This is a genomic window from Flavobacterium gyeonganense (genome assembly GCF_029625295.1).
Classification (GTDB): Bacteria; Bacteroidota; Bacteroidia; order Flavobacteriales; family Flavobacteriaceae; genus Flavobacterium; species Flavobacterium gyeonganense.
Genome location: NZ_CP121112.1, coordinates 1,051,043 through 1,064,866 on the forward strand (window position 1 = coordinate 1,051,043; position 13,824 = coordinate 1,064,866).

A 13,824-nucleotide genomic window follows, 5' to 3' on the forward strand; every position below is an offset into this window, starting at 1 on the left:
TGATTTTAGATTTATGTGGTGTCCAAAATTGTCGCCAACGTCAGTTTGTGAAAAAACTAAAATCTGCCTCTTGAGAATCTCATATTTGAGATTTTTCTCCGGTGGCTCTCCGAATACTTTCTAAATTTGAAGAGGTTTTTTTCACAGACTGACGTCTTGGTACTACAGCGGGTTTGGGACTAAATTAAGCCCATTCCTCGGATTTGCCTAATCATCCCAAATGCAAAACCATCTTTCCATTAAGCCCAATGCTTAAATCGTTGTAGTGGCTGTTATGCGTTCAGTTTTTTAATTACACCCAATTTTCGGAATACATAATTCTGGTGCAAGTCCACCAAAAATTGAAATTCCGATTTTAGTTTCTTCATTGTCAAAATATAAAATGTTTTTTTCAATATATTTCGGCAAATCATAAGGCATTGCTAAATCATAAATTATAATTTGATTGTTTTTTTGGTTAATAAAAGCAACTTCACTTCTTCCTCGTGGTGATAACATTTGACCAATTCCAAAAACATGAAAATTTGTTATTACGTGATAAGAGTCTTCTTTATTTAAGTCGTTTATTATTCCTAAATATTTTATTTCAGTTTTGGTGTGTTTTTCAGTTATCGTTTTAAGGATATTAATCTTTTTTGGATTTATAAATTTCTTATAAAAATTAAGTTTGATTTCGGCGGATTTAAATTTTTCATTTAGTAATTCACCTTTCATATTTTCATTAAAAACTAAAGTGTCATAAATAATTGCAGGAGCTTTTTCTGCAATAATATTTTCCGTTGATTTAATTTCTGTTTTCGGTGTTTCTTTTACAATTTCAATTTTTGGCTTATTGTTTTTTGAATTACAACTCAAAATTAAAATGGAAACGATTATGGCTATAAATTTATTCATTTTGGCTTTAGTTTTTGGTGTAATTTTTTTCTCCGGGTTGTGGCAAACTGACGCATAACTAGTTTATATACGCATAAATTCAACTCATTTTATTCCAAATTGGATGTAATACGCATGTTTTGTTTCGTATTATCTTTCCCAAATATATTTATTTTTTCTTACAAACTGTAAAAGAAATACGATTCATAAATCATGAAAAACCTCTTATGAAAACTAATGCCCTAGCCCAGATGGAAACGGCATCTCCAGCATAGAAAAACTAAGGCAAAAACCTTTTTTTTCTGAGCGGGAATAAAGTGTACAGCTGACACGAGCGATAGCGAACTGACGAAGTAAATTAGCTCCTGAAACTACTTAATGAGTTTATTGAGCATTCCGTTGAAGATAAAGCCGTGAAAAGGCAGTACGGAATACCAGTATAATTTTCCTAAAAATCCTTTGGGCTTAAAAGTCGCCGCCTGATATAACGTATTGTGAATGATTTTAAATTCGAGCCAGGCTTCGCCGGGCAGTTTCATTTCGGCGTATAAAATTAGTTTTCCTTCTTTTTTATTGGCATACAGAACGCGCCAAAAATCGAGTGCATCGCCGGCATAAAGAGTATGTTTATTGGTTCTACCGCGACGGGAGCCTACACCACCAAACAGCTTATCGATAAAACCTCTCAAGCTCCAGAGCCAATCGCCATAATACCAGCCGGTTTCACCTCCTATGGACCAGATTTGATTAATGGTATAGTCACGATTCAGAATTTCTTTTTTTCTGCGGTCAATGTAACAGCCTTTTTTAGGTACTTTTATATGTGAAGAAAGACTTTGGCTAAACCTTCCGCTGATGAGGGAATCTTTCCAGCTTGATACGACTTTGTCTTCCCCAACTTTTGATAAAGCCCTTGAAAGTGCTTCTTTGTAAGAAATGGGCTGAACGTCTAAAAGTTCGTTTATGCGATGATCACTGCAAATCACCTCAACTTTCATGCTGCTCACCAAAGCTGTTGCCAGTTTATAAGAGGTCGAGGTTACAAAATACAGCCAGTACGATGATAGTTTGGGTGTCATAACCGGAATGGTAAAAATATATCTTTTTAGATTTTTTGCTTCGGCGAAAGCCAGTAACATTTCCTTATACGTTAAAATATCCGGACCTCCAATATCGAAACTCTGGTTGTAAGTAACCGGATTTAAAAGCGATTTTGAAAGGAATTCCAATACATCACTGATGGCGATAGGCTGGCATTTTGTATTGAGCCATTTGGGCGTAATCATGACCGGAAGTTTATTGACCAGATCACGGATAATTTCGAAAGAGGCACTTCCGGAACCTACTATAATTCCAGCTCTTAAAGTGGTCAACGGAACTTTTGATTTTGCTAAAATGCTTTCGACATTTTTTCGGGAAGAAAGATGTTTTGAAAGTGATTTATCATTTACGATTCCGCTTAAATATAAGATTTGCTGTGCCTGGGTTTGATTGATTCTTTCAGAAAAATTAGTTGCCGAAATACTTTCTAATTCATCATAATTGGTATCAGAGCCCGACATGGAGTGGATAAGATAAAAAGCGGCATCAATATCTGTTGGAATATTTATTAAAGTTTCATTGTCTAGAAAATCAATTTCGATAACCTGTACTTTTTCCTGAAAATCTTCTGGAATATAAAATCTGTTTTTATCTCTTACACAACAAATTACCTCATGCCCTTTTGCTACTAAAATAGGCAAAATACGTTTTCCGATATAACCTGTTGCGCCTGTTAAGAGAATTTTCATGATCGCTTAGATTTTAAAACTCACCAGGCCATAATCCATTTCAAAAACCTGGCCTGAAATAGAATTTGCTTTTTCAGAAATCAGGAAATCGACCATGTTTGCTACTTCATCAGGTTTTAAATAACTTTTCATGGGATGGCGTTCCATCATATTTTCTTTCATACGATCGTTTCGCAGTATAGAAGCTGAAAGTGAAGTTTCGGTGATCGTGGGTGCTATTGCATTGACACGTATTGTGGGAGCCAGTTCTGCCCGAGTGATTTTACCAAACCTTCAACGCCAGCTTTTGCAGTTGCAATACTGGCATGAAAAGGCATTCCTAATTTTGCGGCAACGGTGCTAAACAAAACAATGGAAGACTGATTGCCTTTTTTTAAAACAGGCAGGTATTTCTGAATTACTTTTACGGCACCAATGACATTAATTTCAAAGTCATTTCTGAAATCATCAACACTTAAACCCGAAATTGGTTTTAAATTAATAGAGCCCGGACAATAAATCAAGGTGTCAATATTTTCGATATCAGGAAGTTCCTCCTGCAAAACATCCAAACCAAAATGAGTCAGGTTATCATTGGTCAAACTGGGTGCTGTTCTACTGATATTAAAAACGTTATTATGCTCTGACTGCTGTTTCAAAATAGCATTCCCAATACCTTTGCTCCCTCCGATGATTAGAATATTTTTCATCTTTTCGAAATTTTATTATGACTTATGGTTCTTTGTCTGGAACATTTAAAACGACCTTCTTTAAAGTCTCTCAATTTTTCATGCTTGGTTTTTCTCCCCTGAACACGTTCCCGCCACATTTTAAAACTTGAAGCTTTCATTTCGATTCGCATTAAATCGATAACTTCCTGTTCTTTTAAACCAAATTGCATAAAGATAGCCTCAAAAGTAGTTCTGTCTTCCCAGGCCATTTCTATGATTCTGTCTTTTTGCTGATCAGTCATTTCTTCTTTATCATTTATATTTTTGAAATTGGTCAACTATAATTTTAGCTTTTAAATCAAACATCAGATTATACAACCCAAAGAACGTACGGTTCATGTAAATAAAATGTTTGGATCCGCGGTTTCCGTTCATTTTCTTAAGGTTGGTGTCTTCTGAAAAACGTTTTCCTAATTCGGCAATAGCGTTGAAGAAGTTTTCATCGGCAAAATCGAAAGTTTCGTTTTGAAAAGGTTTAGTAAACAGCGATAACAAATCATGGAACATTTCGGTAAAATATTCGATTTCAGCAGGAGTATCGTCTGTGCGAAGGATTTCTAATTCGAATAATTTATCGTTGAAAAGATCTTTATCAGTAATAACATTTTTATTGATCAGTTCAAAATACGGAATATAAAACTCGTTCGGAATTTGTTTCATACAGCCAAAATCCAACGCAATCAATCGCTTTTGATCGTCAACCAAGAAGTTTCCGGGATGCGGATCTGCGTGCACTTTTCGTAACACATGAATCTGATACATATAGAAATCCCAAAGTGCCTGACCAATTTTATTTCCGGTTTCACGATCAAAATCTTTGGCCGTAAACTCAGAAAGGTGAATTCCGGTCATCCAGTCCATTGTGATGATTTTCTCTGATGAAAACTCCGGATAATAATTCGGAAAAAGGATGTTTTCGATTTTACTGCAGGCTTTTACGACTTCCTGGCTTTGTTTTAACTCCAGTAAATAATTCGTTTCTTCGATGAGTTTGTCTTCAACCTCCTTAAAATATTTATCAGAATCTTTTCCCTGCAGGTTAAACATTCGGATGGCAATTGGTTTTACCAAAGCCAAATCGGATGAAATGCTGTTGGCAACACCCGGATACTGAATTTTAACAGCCAGTTTTTTATCGTTTTTCTTCGCTAAATGTACCTGTCCAATACTGGCGGCATTTACAGAATTGGCATTAAATTCGTCGAAAATTTCATATGGTGTTTTCCCAAAATTGTTTTTAAAAGTTTTTAAAACCAACGGCGCAGAAAGCGGCGGAACAGAAAATTGTGATAACGAAAATTTCTCTACATATACCTGAGGCAGAAAGTTTTTGTCCATGCTCAGCATCTGGGCAACTTTGAGGGCGCTTCCTTTTAAGCTTTTTAATCCGTCATAAATATCTTCGGCATTGTTTTCATTGAGTTTATCGCGGGTCAAATCGGGATTGACGATTTTTTCCGCATAATGCTTTACGTAGTTTACGCCAATTTTAGCTCCTGTCTGAACTAGTTTTCCAGCTCGTTCTATTTTTGACGTTGGTATATAATCGATTGTTTTCATTGTTTGCTGTATATTTTTTCTTTGAAGAGAAATTTCCCTAAATCTATAAGATGGTTCATGGGCGCCACATTCATTAATTCGAAGGAAGCATTTACTGATTTTTCGATAAAAATATCTGTTTTTTCAAAAGCCGCAGATTCATCGTCTTTCCAGAATTTTATCGTCAGCATCAATTGAAGCCAGGCGCTTTCCTGAATGGTTTTCTCCTGAAACTTCTGCAGTTTTTCAACTTCAAGCCTGTAATCATCGGTAAGAATTTCAGCAACATATGCTTTAAAACTATCCCGGAGCGAAGTAAGCTGCGTTAAGTTTTTCAGTGGATTTCTGTCGGTTTTCAGTGCTTGCAGTACATAACTTCTGTTGGCTGTCAGGATTTCGAAGAAGGTAAAATAAAAACTCAGCATTTTGTTTTTCATATCATATTGCGGATATTCCTCGTGTTGGTGCAATAACTTCACAGTGTTATCAAAAAACAATCTGAAAATTTCTTTTTCCAAACCTTCAAGCGTTCCAAAAAAAGAATAAAATTCGGCCTCCGTAAAATCCTTATCTTTAACAAAATGATAAACGGATTTTGGTTTTTCGCCTTTTTCCAGTACTTCATTCATGTATATTGAAACAATATCTTCTTTAGTGATTATCTTATTTTTAGGAGCCATTTCTTTTAAATTTAGAATTTGCCTTAAAGGTAAGGAATGTTTAAGTATATTTACGAATACTTAAACAATCGATGCTGTTAAATAAATGATAAACTGTTATGGCTAAAAATGTATTACTTACAGGAGGAACCGGGTTCATTGGCAAACATCTTACCAGTGTACTGATAGCGAATGATTTTTCGGTATCCATTTTAAGCAGAAGGCCCCGAAACAATACTGATTTTATTTCCTATTACCAATGGGACATTAACCGAAATTATATTGACGAAAATGCGGTTTTGAATGCGGATTTTATTATTCACCTTGCAGGAGAAGGAATTGTAGAAAAACGCTGGACAGAAAAGCGTAAAAAAGACATTTTAGAAAGCCGTCTAAAACCTGTCGAACTTATTCATTCGGTTTTGCAAAAACACAATAAATCCCTTGAAGCTTTTGTATCTGCTTCAGCAGTTGGGATTTACGGAGCCGAAACATCGGATGAAATTTGTACGGAAGACAGTCCTCACGCCAATGACTTTTTAAGTACTACCTGCCAAAAATGGGAAGATGCAGTAAATAGAATCGAATCTTTAGGCATCAGATCTGTAAAAATCAGGACCGGAATTGTTTTAGGGAGAAACGAAGGTTTCCTTAAAAAACTGCTGCCTGGTTTTAAAATGGGTTTCGGAACCATATTAGGAACAGGGAAACAATATCTGCCCTGGATCCACATTGAAGATTTGTGTGGTATCTATTTAAAAGCCATTCAGGATAAAGAACTAAATGGCTCATATAATGCAACTGTTTTAGATAACACTACAAATGAGATATTATCTAAAACACTTGCAAACATACTCGGTTATGCTATATGGCTTCCAAAGGTTCCGGCTTTTGTACTTAAAATAGTTCTTGGCGAAATGAGTATTGCTGTACTGACAGGAAAAAGAGTATCAGCTGAAAAAATAAAGCAGAAAGGTTTCCATTTTCAGTTTGAAGATCTGAAAACGGCACTATCAAACTGCGTTTCCTGAAATTATTTATTTTAAAGTCAGCAGCATCATTTCATCATTTCCTATAATACCGTTTAGCTCGGTATTGACTGTTTTCGCAATTTTAGAAGAAATTCTCTCCGGGATTGCAATATCAAAATCAGCAATAGCAATTGGGAAATCAGATTTGATTTGTATTCCTCCATATACTTTTTCAGAAAAGCTTTTACCTCAATCTCTTTGTATTTACCGCGAATCATCAGTCTTCCTTTGATTACGTATTCTTTTTCGGTTTCATCAATATCTTTTAAATCAAATTTTGCGATTTTGCCTTTAAAAACAGCTTTTGGATACCGATCACTTTCAAGATAATTTTCATTAAAATGCTGTTCCATCAAATCCAGCTTAAAATGAAAATCCCGCATAGGAACAGTACATAAAAAAGTACTCGCTTTAGGATCTAAAATAATCATAACCGATTTGTTTACCGCTTTAATTTCCTCAAAACAAGGTACAGTAGCTTCAAAATTGATTATTGCCTTATTTGTAGAAATTTTTTCCTGAGCAATTATTGAACAGGCTGTAAACATTAAAATAAAAAATATAGTTCTTTTCATAATCGTCATCATTTAAACAATTATGTCATTCGGTTTTTTTAAGAAAACTGAGGTTAAAAACCGAATGGCGTACTCCGTAAAATAATATGGTAATTCAGTGATTTATACACTTAAATTTACGAATTATTCAGGAGCATGTTTGATGATTTTATGCTAAAATTTTGTGAAATTTAAACGAAATCGATTGAATCAAAGTTTAATTTTCAACTGCTGTACAGATTTCAATTAAAAAACCATTCAGATCACGTACATAAGCTACAATTTGCCCCCAGGGTTTCTGTTTAGGCTCTGTAACTAAAACAGCTCCTAAAGAAGTTGCCTTTTGTACCAATTCCCCAACATCATCAGTTATAAAACCTAATTCTATTGCAAAAGGTTTATCTTCTAAGCTGCTTTCAATAAAACCTTCAGGTAAATTTTGAGAGGCCAGTTTTTTGGAAGCAAATGAAATTGTAGTTTCACCTGTGCTTAATTCACCATAATCATTTTCAGGAGTTATAAATTTCCTTGAAAATCCAAAAGCATTCTCGTAAAATGCAAGGGATATCTCCACATCTTCTACATATAAAATTGTATAGCCAAACTTTACCATCTTATTTTTATTTATTATCCAATTTCTACCAACACATTGTACTTGTCTAAATTTGCCAAATCTTCAATTGAGTTTACTTTGGCTTCTTTTGCATGTTCTTCTATTTCTTTTTTAGTTTCAATTTGTTTGATGCATTTTCTGAAACGACGCACTTCATCCAGATTGGTTAAAATTAATCCGGGAACCTGAACACTTTTACCTTCTGTATCTTTGGCGACCATCGTAAAATAAGAAGAATTGCAATGTTTGACAACACCAGTCTGAATATGCTCTGCCTCTACTCTAATGCCTACTACCATAGAGCTTCTTCCGACATAATTAACAGAGGCTTTCATGGTAACGAGTTCTCCTACTTCAATAGGTTTTAAAAAGTTTACCGTATCTACTGAAGCCGTTACACAATAATTGCCGCAAAATTTAGAGGCACAGGCAAAAGCAATCTGATCCAGCAATTGCAAAATATAACCTCCATGAATTTTTCCGCTAAAATTGGTATGCGACGGAAGCATTAATTCGGAAATACTAATCTTTGATGAAGAAACGGGTTTAAAATCTGTAGTCATTTACTATTTTAATTTATGGTTTTGGTTCGTTTATAAAATGAAATTTAATTTAATAATTGGTTTTCATCCGAATTAGAAGCTCTGGCAATAATATTTTCCGGGAGTGTCTTTTTAGCCTTGGCTCCCATTTTTCTTAGTTTTTCAACACTGGAAATGAGGTTTCCTCTTCCTTCAACCAATTTATTCATAGCATTTTCATATTCTGTTTTGGTATCCTTTATTTTGTTCCCGATTCTTAGCAAATCAGTTACAAAACCTTCAAACTTATCATACAATGCGCCGGCCTGACGCGCAATTTCAAAAGCATTTTCCTGTTGTTTCTGGTTGGCCCACATACTGTCGATTGTGCGTAAAGTAGCCAGTAAAGTCGTAGGTGTCACGATCACAATATTTCGTGCAAAAGCTTTATTATACAACTCAGGATCTTGGTTTAGGGCTATAGCAAAGGCAGGTTCTATTGGAACAAACAATAAAACAAAATCCGGGCTTTCAATCTGGTACAAATCGTGGTAGTTTTTGCTTCCAAGCTGTTCCACGTGCCTTTTTAAAGAACTTACATGTTCTTTTAAGAATTCATTTTTAAAGATTTCATCTTCTTCATTTGACCATTTTTCATAAGCCGTTAAAGAAACTTTTGAATCCACAATCATTTTTTTTCCATCGGGCAGATTAATTACCACATCCGGAAATACACGATTTCCATCTGCATTTGTAAAACTTTGCTGTACTTCATATTCTCTTCCTTTTTCAAGCCCCGATTTTTCGAGTACACGTTCCAGAACGAGTTCGCCCCAGTTACCCTGCATTTTACTGTCGCCTTTTAGAGCTTTTGTCAAATTCAAAGTTTCTTTGCTCATTTGCATATTCATTTCGCTTAAACCTAAAATTTGCTGACGAAGGGCTGCATGGTAATCAATGCTTTCTTTATGGGTTTGTTCTACTTTTTGCTCAAATCCCTGAATTTTATCCTGTAAAGGAAGCAGGATATTTTTCATGTTCACAGAATTTTGTTCAGTAAATTTTGCCGACTTTTCTTCCAGAATTTTATTGGCAAGATTTTCAAATTCTTTGGTAAATTTTTCCTGTAAAGCCGTTATTTCAACTTTCTGTTCTTTATGACGCTCCCACAAATTTTCAAAATCGACTTCTTTTTTAGAAAGCTGAATTGCCAGGCTGTCTTTTTCGTTTCGAATATTTTCTTTCTCAGAAATTAATAAATGAAGTTGTTTTTCGAAACTGTTTTTTTCACTTAAAAATTGTTCTTTTTGAAGCAAAAGCTGCGAATTTGCCGCATTAAGTTTTTCATTCAAACTTACTTTTTGTGATTCAAATTTAGCCGAAGACACTATTCTTCCTAAATAAATACCCAGGAATACAGCTACTATAAAAACAAATAAAAGCGGAAGAATATCCAACATAACTACGTTAATTTTTACGTAAAAGTACGCAATAATACGTAGTTTTAATCCATAAGAATAAAATTTCACGAATTAGTAACCGTTTTAAATTAAATAAACAATAAAGCTATTTTTTTAAAAAAAGAGATTTTCAACGCAACCTTTTTAAAATCATTACATCTACTATTTATAAACCTAAAAATAAAATGATGAAAAAGTTAATACTAAGCTTATTTATAGCTTTTGGATTCAGTGCCTGCTCGCTGAATGATGATTTACCTCAGGATACTTGTGGCGTATATACGAATGTTTCCTTTACCGGCTATCCTCTTGCTTGTAATTATACTCTTAAACAACAATTTACTAATCCTTCGGCTTTAATTATAAACACACAGGAAAAATTAAACCAGTATTTTACACAAAATACTACTAATCCTTGCCCTGGAAGCGATCCAAATATTAATTTTACCAATAATTTTCTTGTTGGAATTTTTTCAGGGCAAACAACAACAACGGGTTATGGCATAAAGATTACTTCAATTGTAGAAAACAATTGCCAGATTGTTGTCAATTTTTATGAGCACGGACCGCAAACAGGAGAGACAACTACTCCGGGTGCAAACTATCCTTCTGATTATGTTTTGATTCCTAAAACGACAAAACCCATCTATTTTAACAAAACTACAGAAAACAAAGACAATATTGTAATTGGAACTTTTGGAACCGTTAATGACTTTTTCCAGTTAAACGATTATAATATCCTTAAATTCTTAAATGTCACTACTGGCAATTATGAATTTGGTCAGTATAAAAATACTGCTACAATAAAAAGAGGTGAATATACGCTGTTCCTGAAAAGTGTACCAACTGAAATCTTAAGCTTAAAAGGTCAGACCAAAACCTACGGAACTCCTGACCCGGCAAATCAGGGCGGTGTTTATTTTGAACTACATCAAGGTGCCAGTACAACAAAAATCTATATCGACAATGTTGATACAGCAGATCAGAGTACAGAAGTGAAAGCGTTTAAGAAGGCCATTAAAGACAAAATTTTACTTTTAAAAGTATAAACGAATCAAGGTAAACACGCATCACTTAAAACCTTGATAATCAAAAACTAAAAATAACCAAAGAAACATATCCTATCTATAAAAAATAGGTTAAGAGTATAAAAAAAGTTATTTTTGCCAAAACCAACCACCCTATTTTTGAAAGACGATTTAGACATATATATTAAACAGTGTATCCAAAATGACAGAGCAGGACAACTGAAAATTTATCAGTTGTTCTCGCCTGTTTTATATGGTATTTGCTTAAAATATATGAAAAATGAAGACGATGCCAAGGATGTTTTTCAGGAATCGTTTGTCATTGTTTTTCAAAAAATCCATCAGTATAAATTTGAAGGCAGTTTTGAAGGCTGGCTAAAACGAATCTTCATCAATAAATTAATCGAAACATTAAATAAGAAGAAGAAAGAAAGTTTCTTTTTGGATGTTTTTGATCCCGATACTGATTTTGTAGAAGAAGAGGAATTAGATATTATTCCGATACCCCAGGAAAAGTTACTCGAATATATAAGAGAATTACCAGATCAGTACCGCATGGTTTTTAACTTATATGTTTTTGAAAAAATGAAACACAGAGAAATTGCGGAACAACTCAAAATTTCAGAAGGAACTTCGAAATCCAATTTAAACAGGGCGAAAAGAATTTTACAAAAAAGAATTTTGAGCATTAAAAATTTTAAAACGGCATGAAAAAGCAAAAAATAGAAGATATTTTTTCATCAATCGAAAATTTCTCGAGTGTACCACCACCCGAATTATGGAATAAAATTGAAGAAGAACTTGATAAACCTAAAAAGAAAAAAAGAGCAATTCTTTGGTGGTCAGCTGCTGCATGCCTGTTATTAGGATTACTACTTCCTACCATTTCTAATTTTAATTCAAATTCAGGAATTGAAAAAATAAATAACGGAGCTACTGAAAAAAGTGTTGTTATTGATGAAAATAGCAGTAACATAAACAACCAGACAAGATCTATTGAAAAAAACAACATAGGAATAAAAACTGGGATTGTTGAAAATCCATCTGTAGAAAATCCACCTAATAATGCGCCAATAACCAATACGCATAAAACATCGATTAGTCATACCGACTCTAAAAAGAAAATTAATTCCGGAATTGCTAAACAAAATCCGAACATTGATACAGAAAATCTGAATAAGGCTGTAGCCGAAAAAACATATATTGGAGGAAAGCAAAACTCATTTAATTCTCTTTCAAACAATTCTATACCAACTGAAAAAGCAAATAAAAATCAGCATATAGCTGAGAAAACTTTAGCTACAGAAAAACAGCACTCATCCAGTTCTTTTTCAAACAATCTTATACCAACTGAAAAAACAAACATAAACCAGAATATAGCTGAGAAAACTTTCGCTACAGAAAAACAGCACTCATCCAGTTCTTTTTCAAACAATCCGATATCAACTGAAAAAGCAAATATGAATCAGGCTGTGGCTGAAAAAACGTCTGCTTCAGGAAAACAAAATTCGTTCAGTTCTTTTTCAAATAATGAAATGCCAAATTCAGTTTTGGAAGATAAAGTAAGTTCTAAAAACAATATTGCTGTTGCTTTAAATTCTTCAAATGTAACTTCAAAAAACACTCAAAAAGACACTGCTAATACAGCAGCAAATAAATCGATCCTCGCTGATAATTTTCAAAAAAACAGCTCTATCTCTGCCAATTCATTAAGCAGTAAAGACTCTGTTCAACTGGCAGAATTACGAAATTTAGAAAAAGGCATTGCCGAAGTTAAAACAGAAAAAGAAAAAGATATCAATAATGTCAATGATTCTGAAAAATGGTCTTTGGATGTTTTTGCAGGAATAGCAAATTCTGAAAACTACAATAATCAAAAAACACTTGGAAATGTTAATGAATCAAAACAAACAAATTCATACGGTGTAAAAGCAAATTATAAACTCAATAAAAAGTGGGCTGTTAGTTCTGGTTTAAAAATTAACGAATTAGGACAAAGTATTGCTAATGTTTCTTATTACAATCATTATGAAACATCAGCATACCCATTAACAAATAGCTATTCATACGATAGTCCTTCAGTAATTGCACCACAAATTACAAGTAATTCTAATTATGTTTTTGTTTCAAAAAATACGCAAGCCGCATTAAAAAGCGATAATTTAGAAAATGGGAATATGGATCAAAGTTTAAAATATATTGAAATGCCTCTTGAGGTTTCTTATTCCATACTTAATAAAAACAAAACAAATATTAGTCTGAATACAGGCGGGTTTGTTGGAAAATTGATTTCAAACAATGTGACCTTAAACGGAAATTCTATAGGAGGAAATTTAAATGCAAATGATTTTGTTTACGGCTCTTTGCTAAGCAGTACTTTTCAATACCAATTATATAAAAAAACAAATGTTTTTGTTGAGCCTGGCATGAATTATTATATCAATCCGCTAGACAATCAAACCTTTAACCAATTTCAATGGTCATTCAATTTTGGCCTGAATGTTTCATTTTAAGGACATTAAATAATTATGGCAATTCATGACAATTGGATTACTCCAAAAACATTTCCTGATGATTTAATTCTGGCTAAAAATCTTTTATACGACTGCTGCGGTTTCGATTGCAGCCAGCCCTTTCCGGAAACTGAAAGTGCAGAATATAGTGCTTATCGTTTCAGTATCAATAAAAAAGCAATCTGTTACAGGCAAGCTAAAGTTACGCCAACAAAAACAGGGCAATTTGTAACTTTATGGAAGCGTAATATTTCCGGAACTATTGAACCATTTGATTATTTGGATCTGATAGATTTTGTCATCATTAGTGTCCGAAGAGAAAATAATTTTGGGCAATTTATATTTCCAAAAGCTATTCTGCTAGAAAAAGGGATTTTCTCTACTTCGGCTAAAGAAGGTAAAAGAGCAACCCGTGTTTATCCTCCATGGGATATTACTAGCAGCAAACAAGCTCAAAAAACGCAGCAATGGCAGCTGGATTATTTTTAGAAATATCAGAAAATGAATCTATTGTTTCAAAAGCACAAAAATTA

14 protein-coding genes and 1 pseudogene are annotated in these 13,824 nt (G+C 33.7%); 5 read left to right on the top strand and 10 right to left on the bottom strand.

Annotated elements, in window-relative coordinates:
- Positions 1-288 precede the first annotated feature (288 nt).
- The 6 genes and pseudogenes from P5P89_RS04460 to P5P89_RS04485 all read right to left on the bottom strand — a co-directional run bounded on the left by P5P89_RS04460 (position 289) and on the right by P5P89_RS04485 (position 5,592).
- Positions 289-894, bottom strand: a complete 606-nt coding sequence (locus tag P5P89_RS04460; protein WP_278010918.1) for a hypothetical protein — start codon at positions 892-894, stop codon at positions 289-291.
- Between the two features lie 350 nt (positions 895-1,244).
- Entirely contained in the window at positions 1,245-2,663 is a 1,419-nt protein-coding gene (locus tag P5P89_RS04465) for an SDR family oxidoreductase (protein ID WP_278010919.1), read from the bottom strand.
- A 6-nt stretch (positions 2,664-2,669) separates the two neighbouring features.
- Positions 2,670-3,352: pseudogene (locus P5P89_RS04470) on the bottom strand (SDR family NAD(P)-dependent oxidoreductase).
- A complete protein-coding gene (locus tag P5P89_RS04475; RefSeq protein ID WP_278011984.1) occupies positions 3,349-3,615 on the bottom strand; it encodes a TIGR03643 family protein in 267 nt (88 codons plus the stop codon). Before P5P89_RS04475 ends, P5P89_RS04470 begins: the two are co-directional and overlap by 4 nt.
- 10 nt (positions 3,616-3,625) lie before the next feature.
- Complete coding sequence (locus P5P89_RS04480; protein ID WP_278010920.1) at positions 3,626-4,933, bottom strand: ABC1 kinase family protein; 1,308 nt, start codon at positions 4,931-4,933, stop codon at positions 3,626-3,628.
- Complete coding sequence (locus P5P89_RS04485; protein WP_278010921.1) at positions 4,930-5,592, bottom strand: TetR family transcriptional regulator C-terminal domain-containing protein; 663 nt, start codon at positions 5,590-5,592, stop codon at positions 4,930-4,932. The genes P5P89_RS04480 and P5P89_RS04485 overlap by 4 nt, the downstream gene beginning before the upstream one ends.
- A 98-nt stretch (positions 5,593-5,690) precedes the next feature.
- On the opposite strand from P5P89_RS04485, the gene P5P89_RS04490 reads away from it, so the two are divergent.
- Positions 5,691-6,602 carry a TIGR01777 family oxidoreductase gene (locus tag P5P89_RS04490; RefSeq protein WP_278010922.1) on the top strand — a complete coding sequence of 304 codons (912 nt, stop codon included), beginning with the start codon at positions 5,691-5,693 and terminating at the stop codon, positions 6,600-6,602.
- Positions 6,603-6,655: 53 nt separating this feature from the next.
- Here the strand turns inward: P5P89_RS04490 and P5P89_RS04495 are convergent, their stop codons facing one another.
- The 4 genes from P5P89_RS04495 to P5P89_RS04510 all read right to left on the bottom strand — a co-directional run bounded on the left by P5P89_RS04495 (position 6,656) and on the right by P5P89_RS04510 (position 9,750).
- Positions 6,656-7,177, bottom strand: a complete 522-nt coding sequence (locus tag P5P89_RS04495; RefSeq protein WP_278010923.1) for a YceI family protein — start codon at positions 7,175-7,177, stop codon at positions 6,656-6,658.
- 196 nt (positions 7,178-7,373) lie between these two features.
- Positions 7,374-7,769 (bottom strand): VOC family protein, encoded by a 396-nt coding sequence (locus tag P5P89_RS04500; protein WP_278010924.1) that lies wholly within the window; start codon positions 7,767-7,769, stop codon positions 7,374-7,376.
- Between the two features lie 14 nt (positions 7,770-7,783).
- Entirely contained in the window at positions 7,784-8,332 is a 549-nt protein-coding gene (locus P5P89_RS04505; RefSeq protein ID WP_278010925.1) for an acyl-CoA thioesterase, read from the bottom strand.
- A 44-nt stretch (positions 8,333-8,376) separates the two neighbouring features.
- On the bottom strand, positions 8,377-9,750 hold the full coding sequence (locus tag P5P89_RS04510) for a DNA recombination protein RmuC (protein ID WP_278011985.1): 1,374 nt from the start codon (positions 9,748-9,750) through the stop codon (positions 8,377-8,379).
- Positions 9,751-9,935: 185 nt separating this feature from the next.
- Between P5P89_RS04510 and P5P89_RS04515 the strand changes: the two genes are divergently transcribed.
- From P5P89_RS04515 to P5P89_RS04530, 4 genes are all read left to right on the top strand, one after another.
- Positions 9,936-10,799, top strand: a complete 864-nt coding sequence (locus P5P89_RS04515) for a protease complex subunit PrcB family protein (RefSeq protein WP_278010926.1) — start codon at positions 9,936-9,938, stop codon at positions 10,797-10,799.
- 138 nt (positions 10,800-10,937) lie between these two features.
- Entirely contained in the window at positions 10,938-11,489 is a 552-nt protein-coding gene (locus tag P5P89_RS04520; RefSeq protein WP_340696541.1) for an RNA polymerase sigma factor, read from the top strand.
- Complete coding sequence (locus P5P89_RS04525; RefSeq protein WP_278010928.1) at positions 11,486-13,291, top strand: hypothetical protein; 1,806 nt, start codon at positions 11,486-11,488, stop codon at positions 13,289-13,291. The genes P5P89_RS04520 and P5P89_RS04525 overlap by 4 nt, the downstream gene beginning before the upstream one ends.
- Before the next feature lie 15 nt (positions 13,292-13,306).
- Positions 13,307-13,780, top strand: a complete 474-nt coding sequence (locus tag P5P89_RS04530) for a MepB family protein (protein ID WP_278010929.1) — start codon at positions 13,307-13,309, stop codon at positions 13,778-13,780.
- Positions 13,781-13,824: the final 44 nt, after the last annotated feature.

Excerpts from the sequence above, each read along its gene's own strand:
- P5P89_RS04515 (WP_278010926.1), top strand. The coding sequence starts at position 9,936 with ATGATGAAAAAGTTAATACTAAGCTTATTTATAGCTTTTGGATTCAGT.
- P5P89_RS04465 (WP_278010919.1), bottom strand. The coding sequence starts at position 2,663 with ATGAAAATTCTCTTAACAGGCGCAACAGGTTATATCGGAAAACGTATT.
- P5P89_RS04480 (WP_278010920.1), bottom strand. The coding sequence starts at position 4,933 with ATGAAAACAATCGATTATATACCAACGTCAAAAATAGAACGAGCTGGA.
- P5P89_RS04500 (WP_278010924.1), bottom strand. The coding sequence starts at position 7,769 with ATGGTAAAGTTTGGCTATACAATTTTATATGTAGAAGATGTGGAGATA.
- P5P89_RS04510 (WP_278011985.1), bottom strand. The coding sequence starts at position 9,750 with ATGTTGGATATTCTTCCGCTTTTATTTGTTTTTATAGTAGCTGTATTC.
- P5P89_RS04460 (WP_278010918.1), bottom strand. The coding sequence starts at position 894 with ATGAATAAATTTATAGCCATAATCGTTTCCATTTTAATTTTGAGTTGT.
- P5P89_RS04485 (WP_278010921.1), bottom strand. The coding sequence starts at position 5,592 with ATGGCTCCTAAAAATAAGATAATCACTAAAGAAGATATTGTTTCAATA.
- P5P89_RS04475 (WP_278011984.1), bottom strand. The coding sequence starts at position 3,615 with ATGACTGATCAGCAAAAAGACAGAATCATAGAAATGGCCTGGGAAGAC.
- P5P89_RS04505 (WP_278010925.1), bottom strand. The coding sequence starts at position 8,332 with ATGACTACAGATTTTAAACCCGTTTCTTCATCAAAGATTAGTATTTCC.
- P5P89_RS04495 (WP_278010923.1), bottom strand. The coding sequence starts at position 7,177 with ATGAAAAGAACTATATTTTTTATTTTAATGTTTACAGCCTGTTCAATA.
- P5P89_RS04490 (WP_278010922.1), top strand. The coding sequence starts at position 5,691 with ATGGCTAAAAATGTATTACTTACAGGAGGAACCGGGTTCATTGGCAAA.
- P5P89_RS04525 (WP_278010928.1), top strand. The coding sequence starts at position 11,486 with ATGAAAAAGCAAAAAATAGAAGATATTTTTTCATCAATCGAAAATTTC.
- P5P89_RS04530 (WP_278010929.1), top strand. The coding sequence starts at position 13,307 with ATGGCAATTCATGACAATTGGATTACTCCAAAAACATTTCCTGATGAT.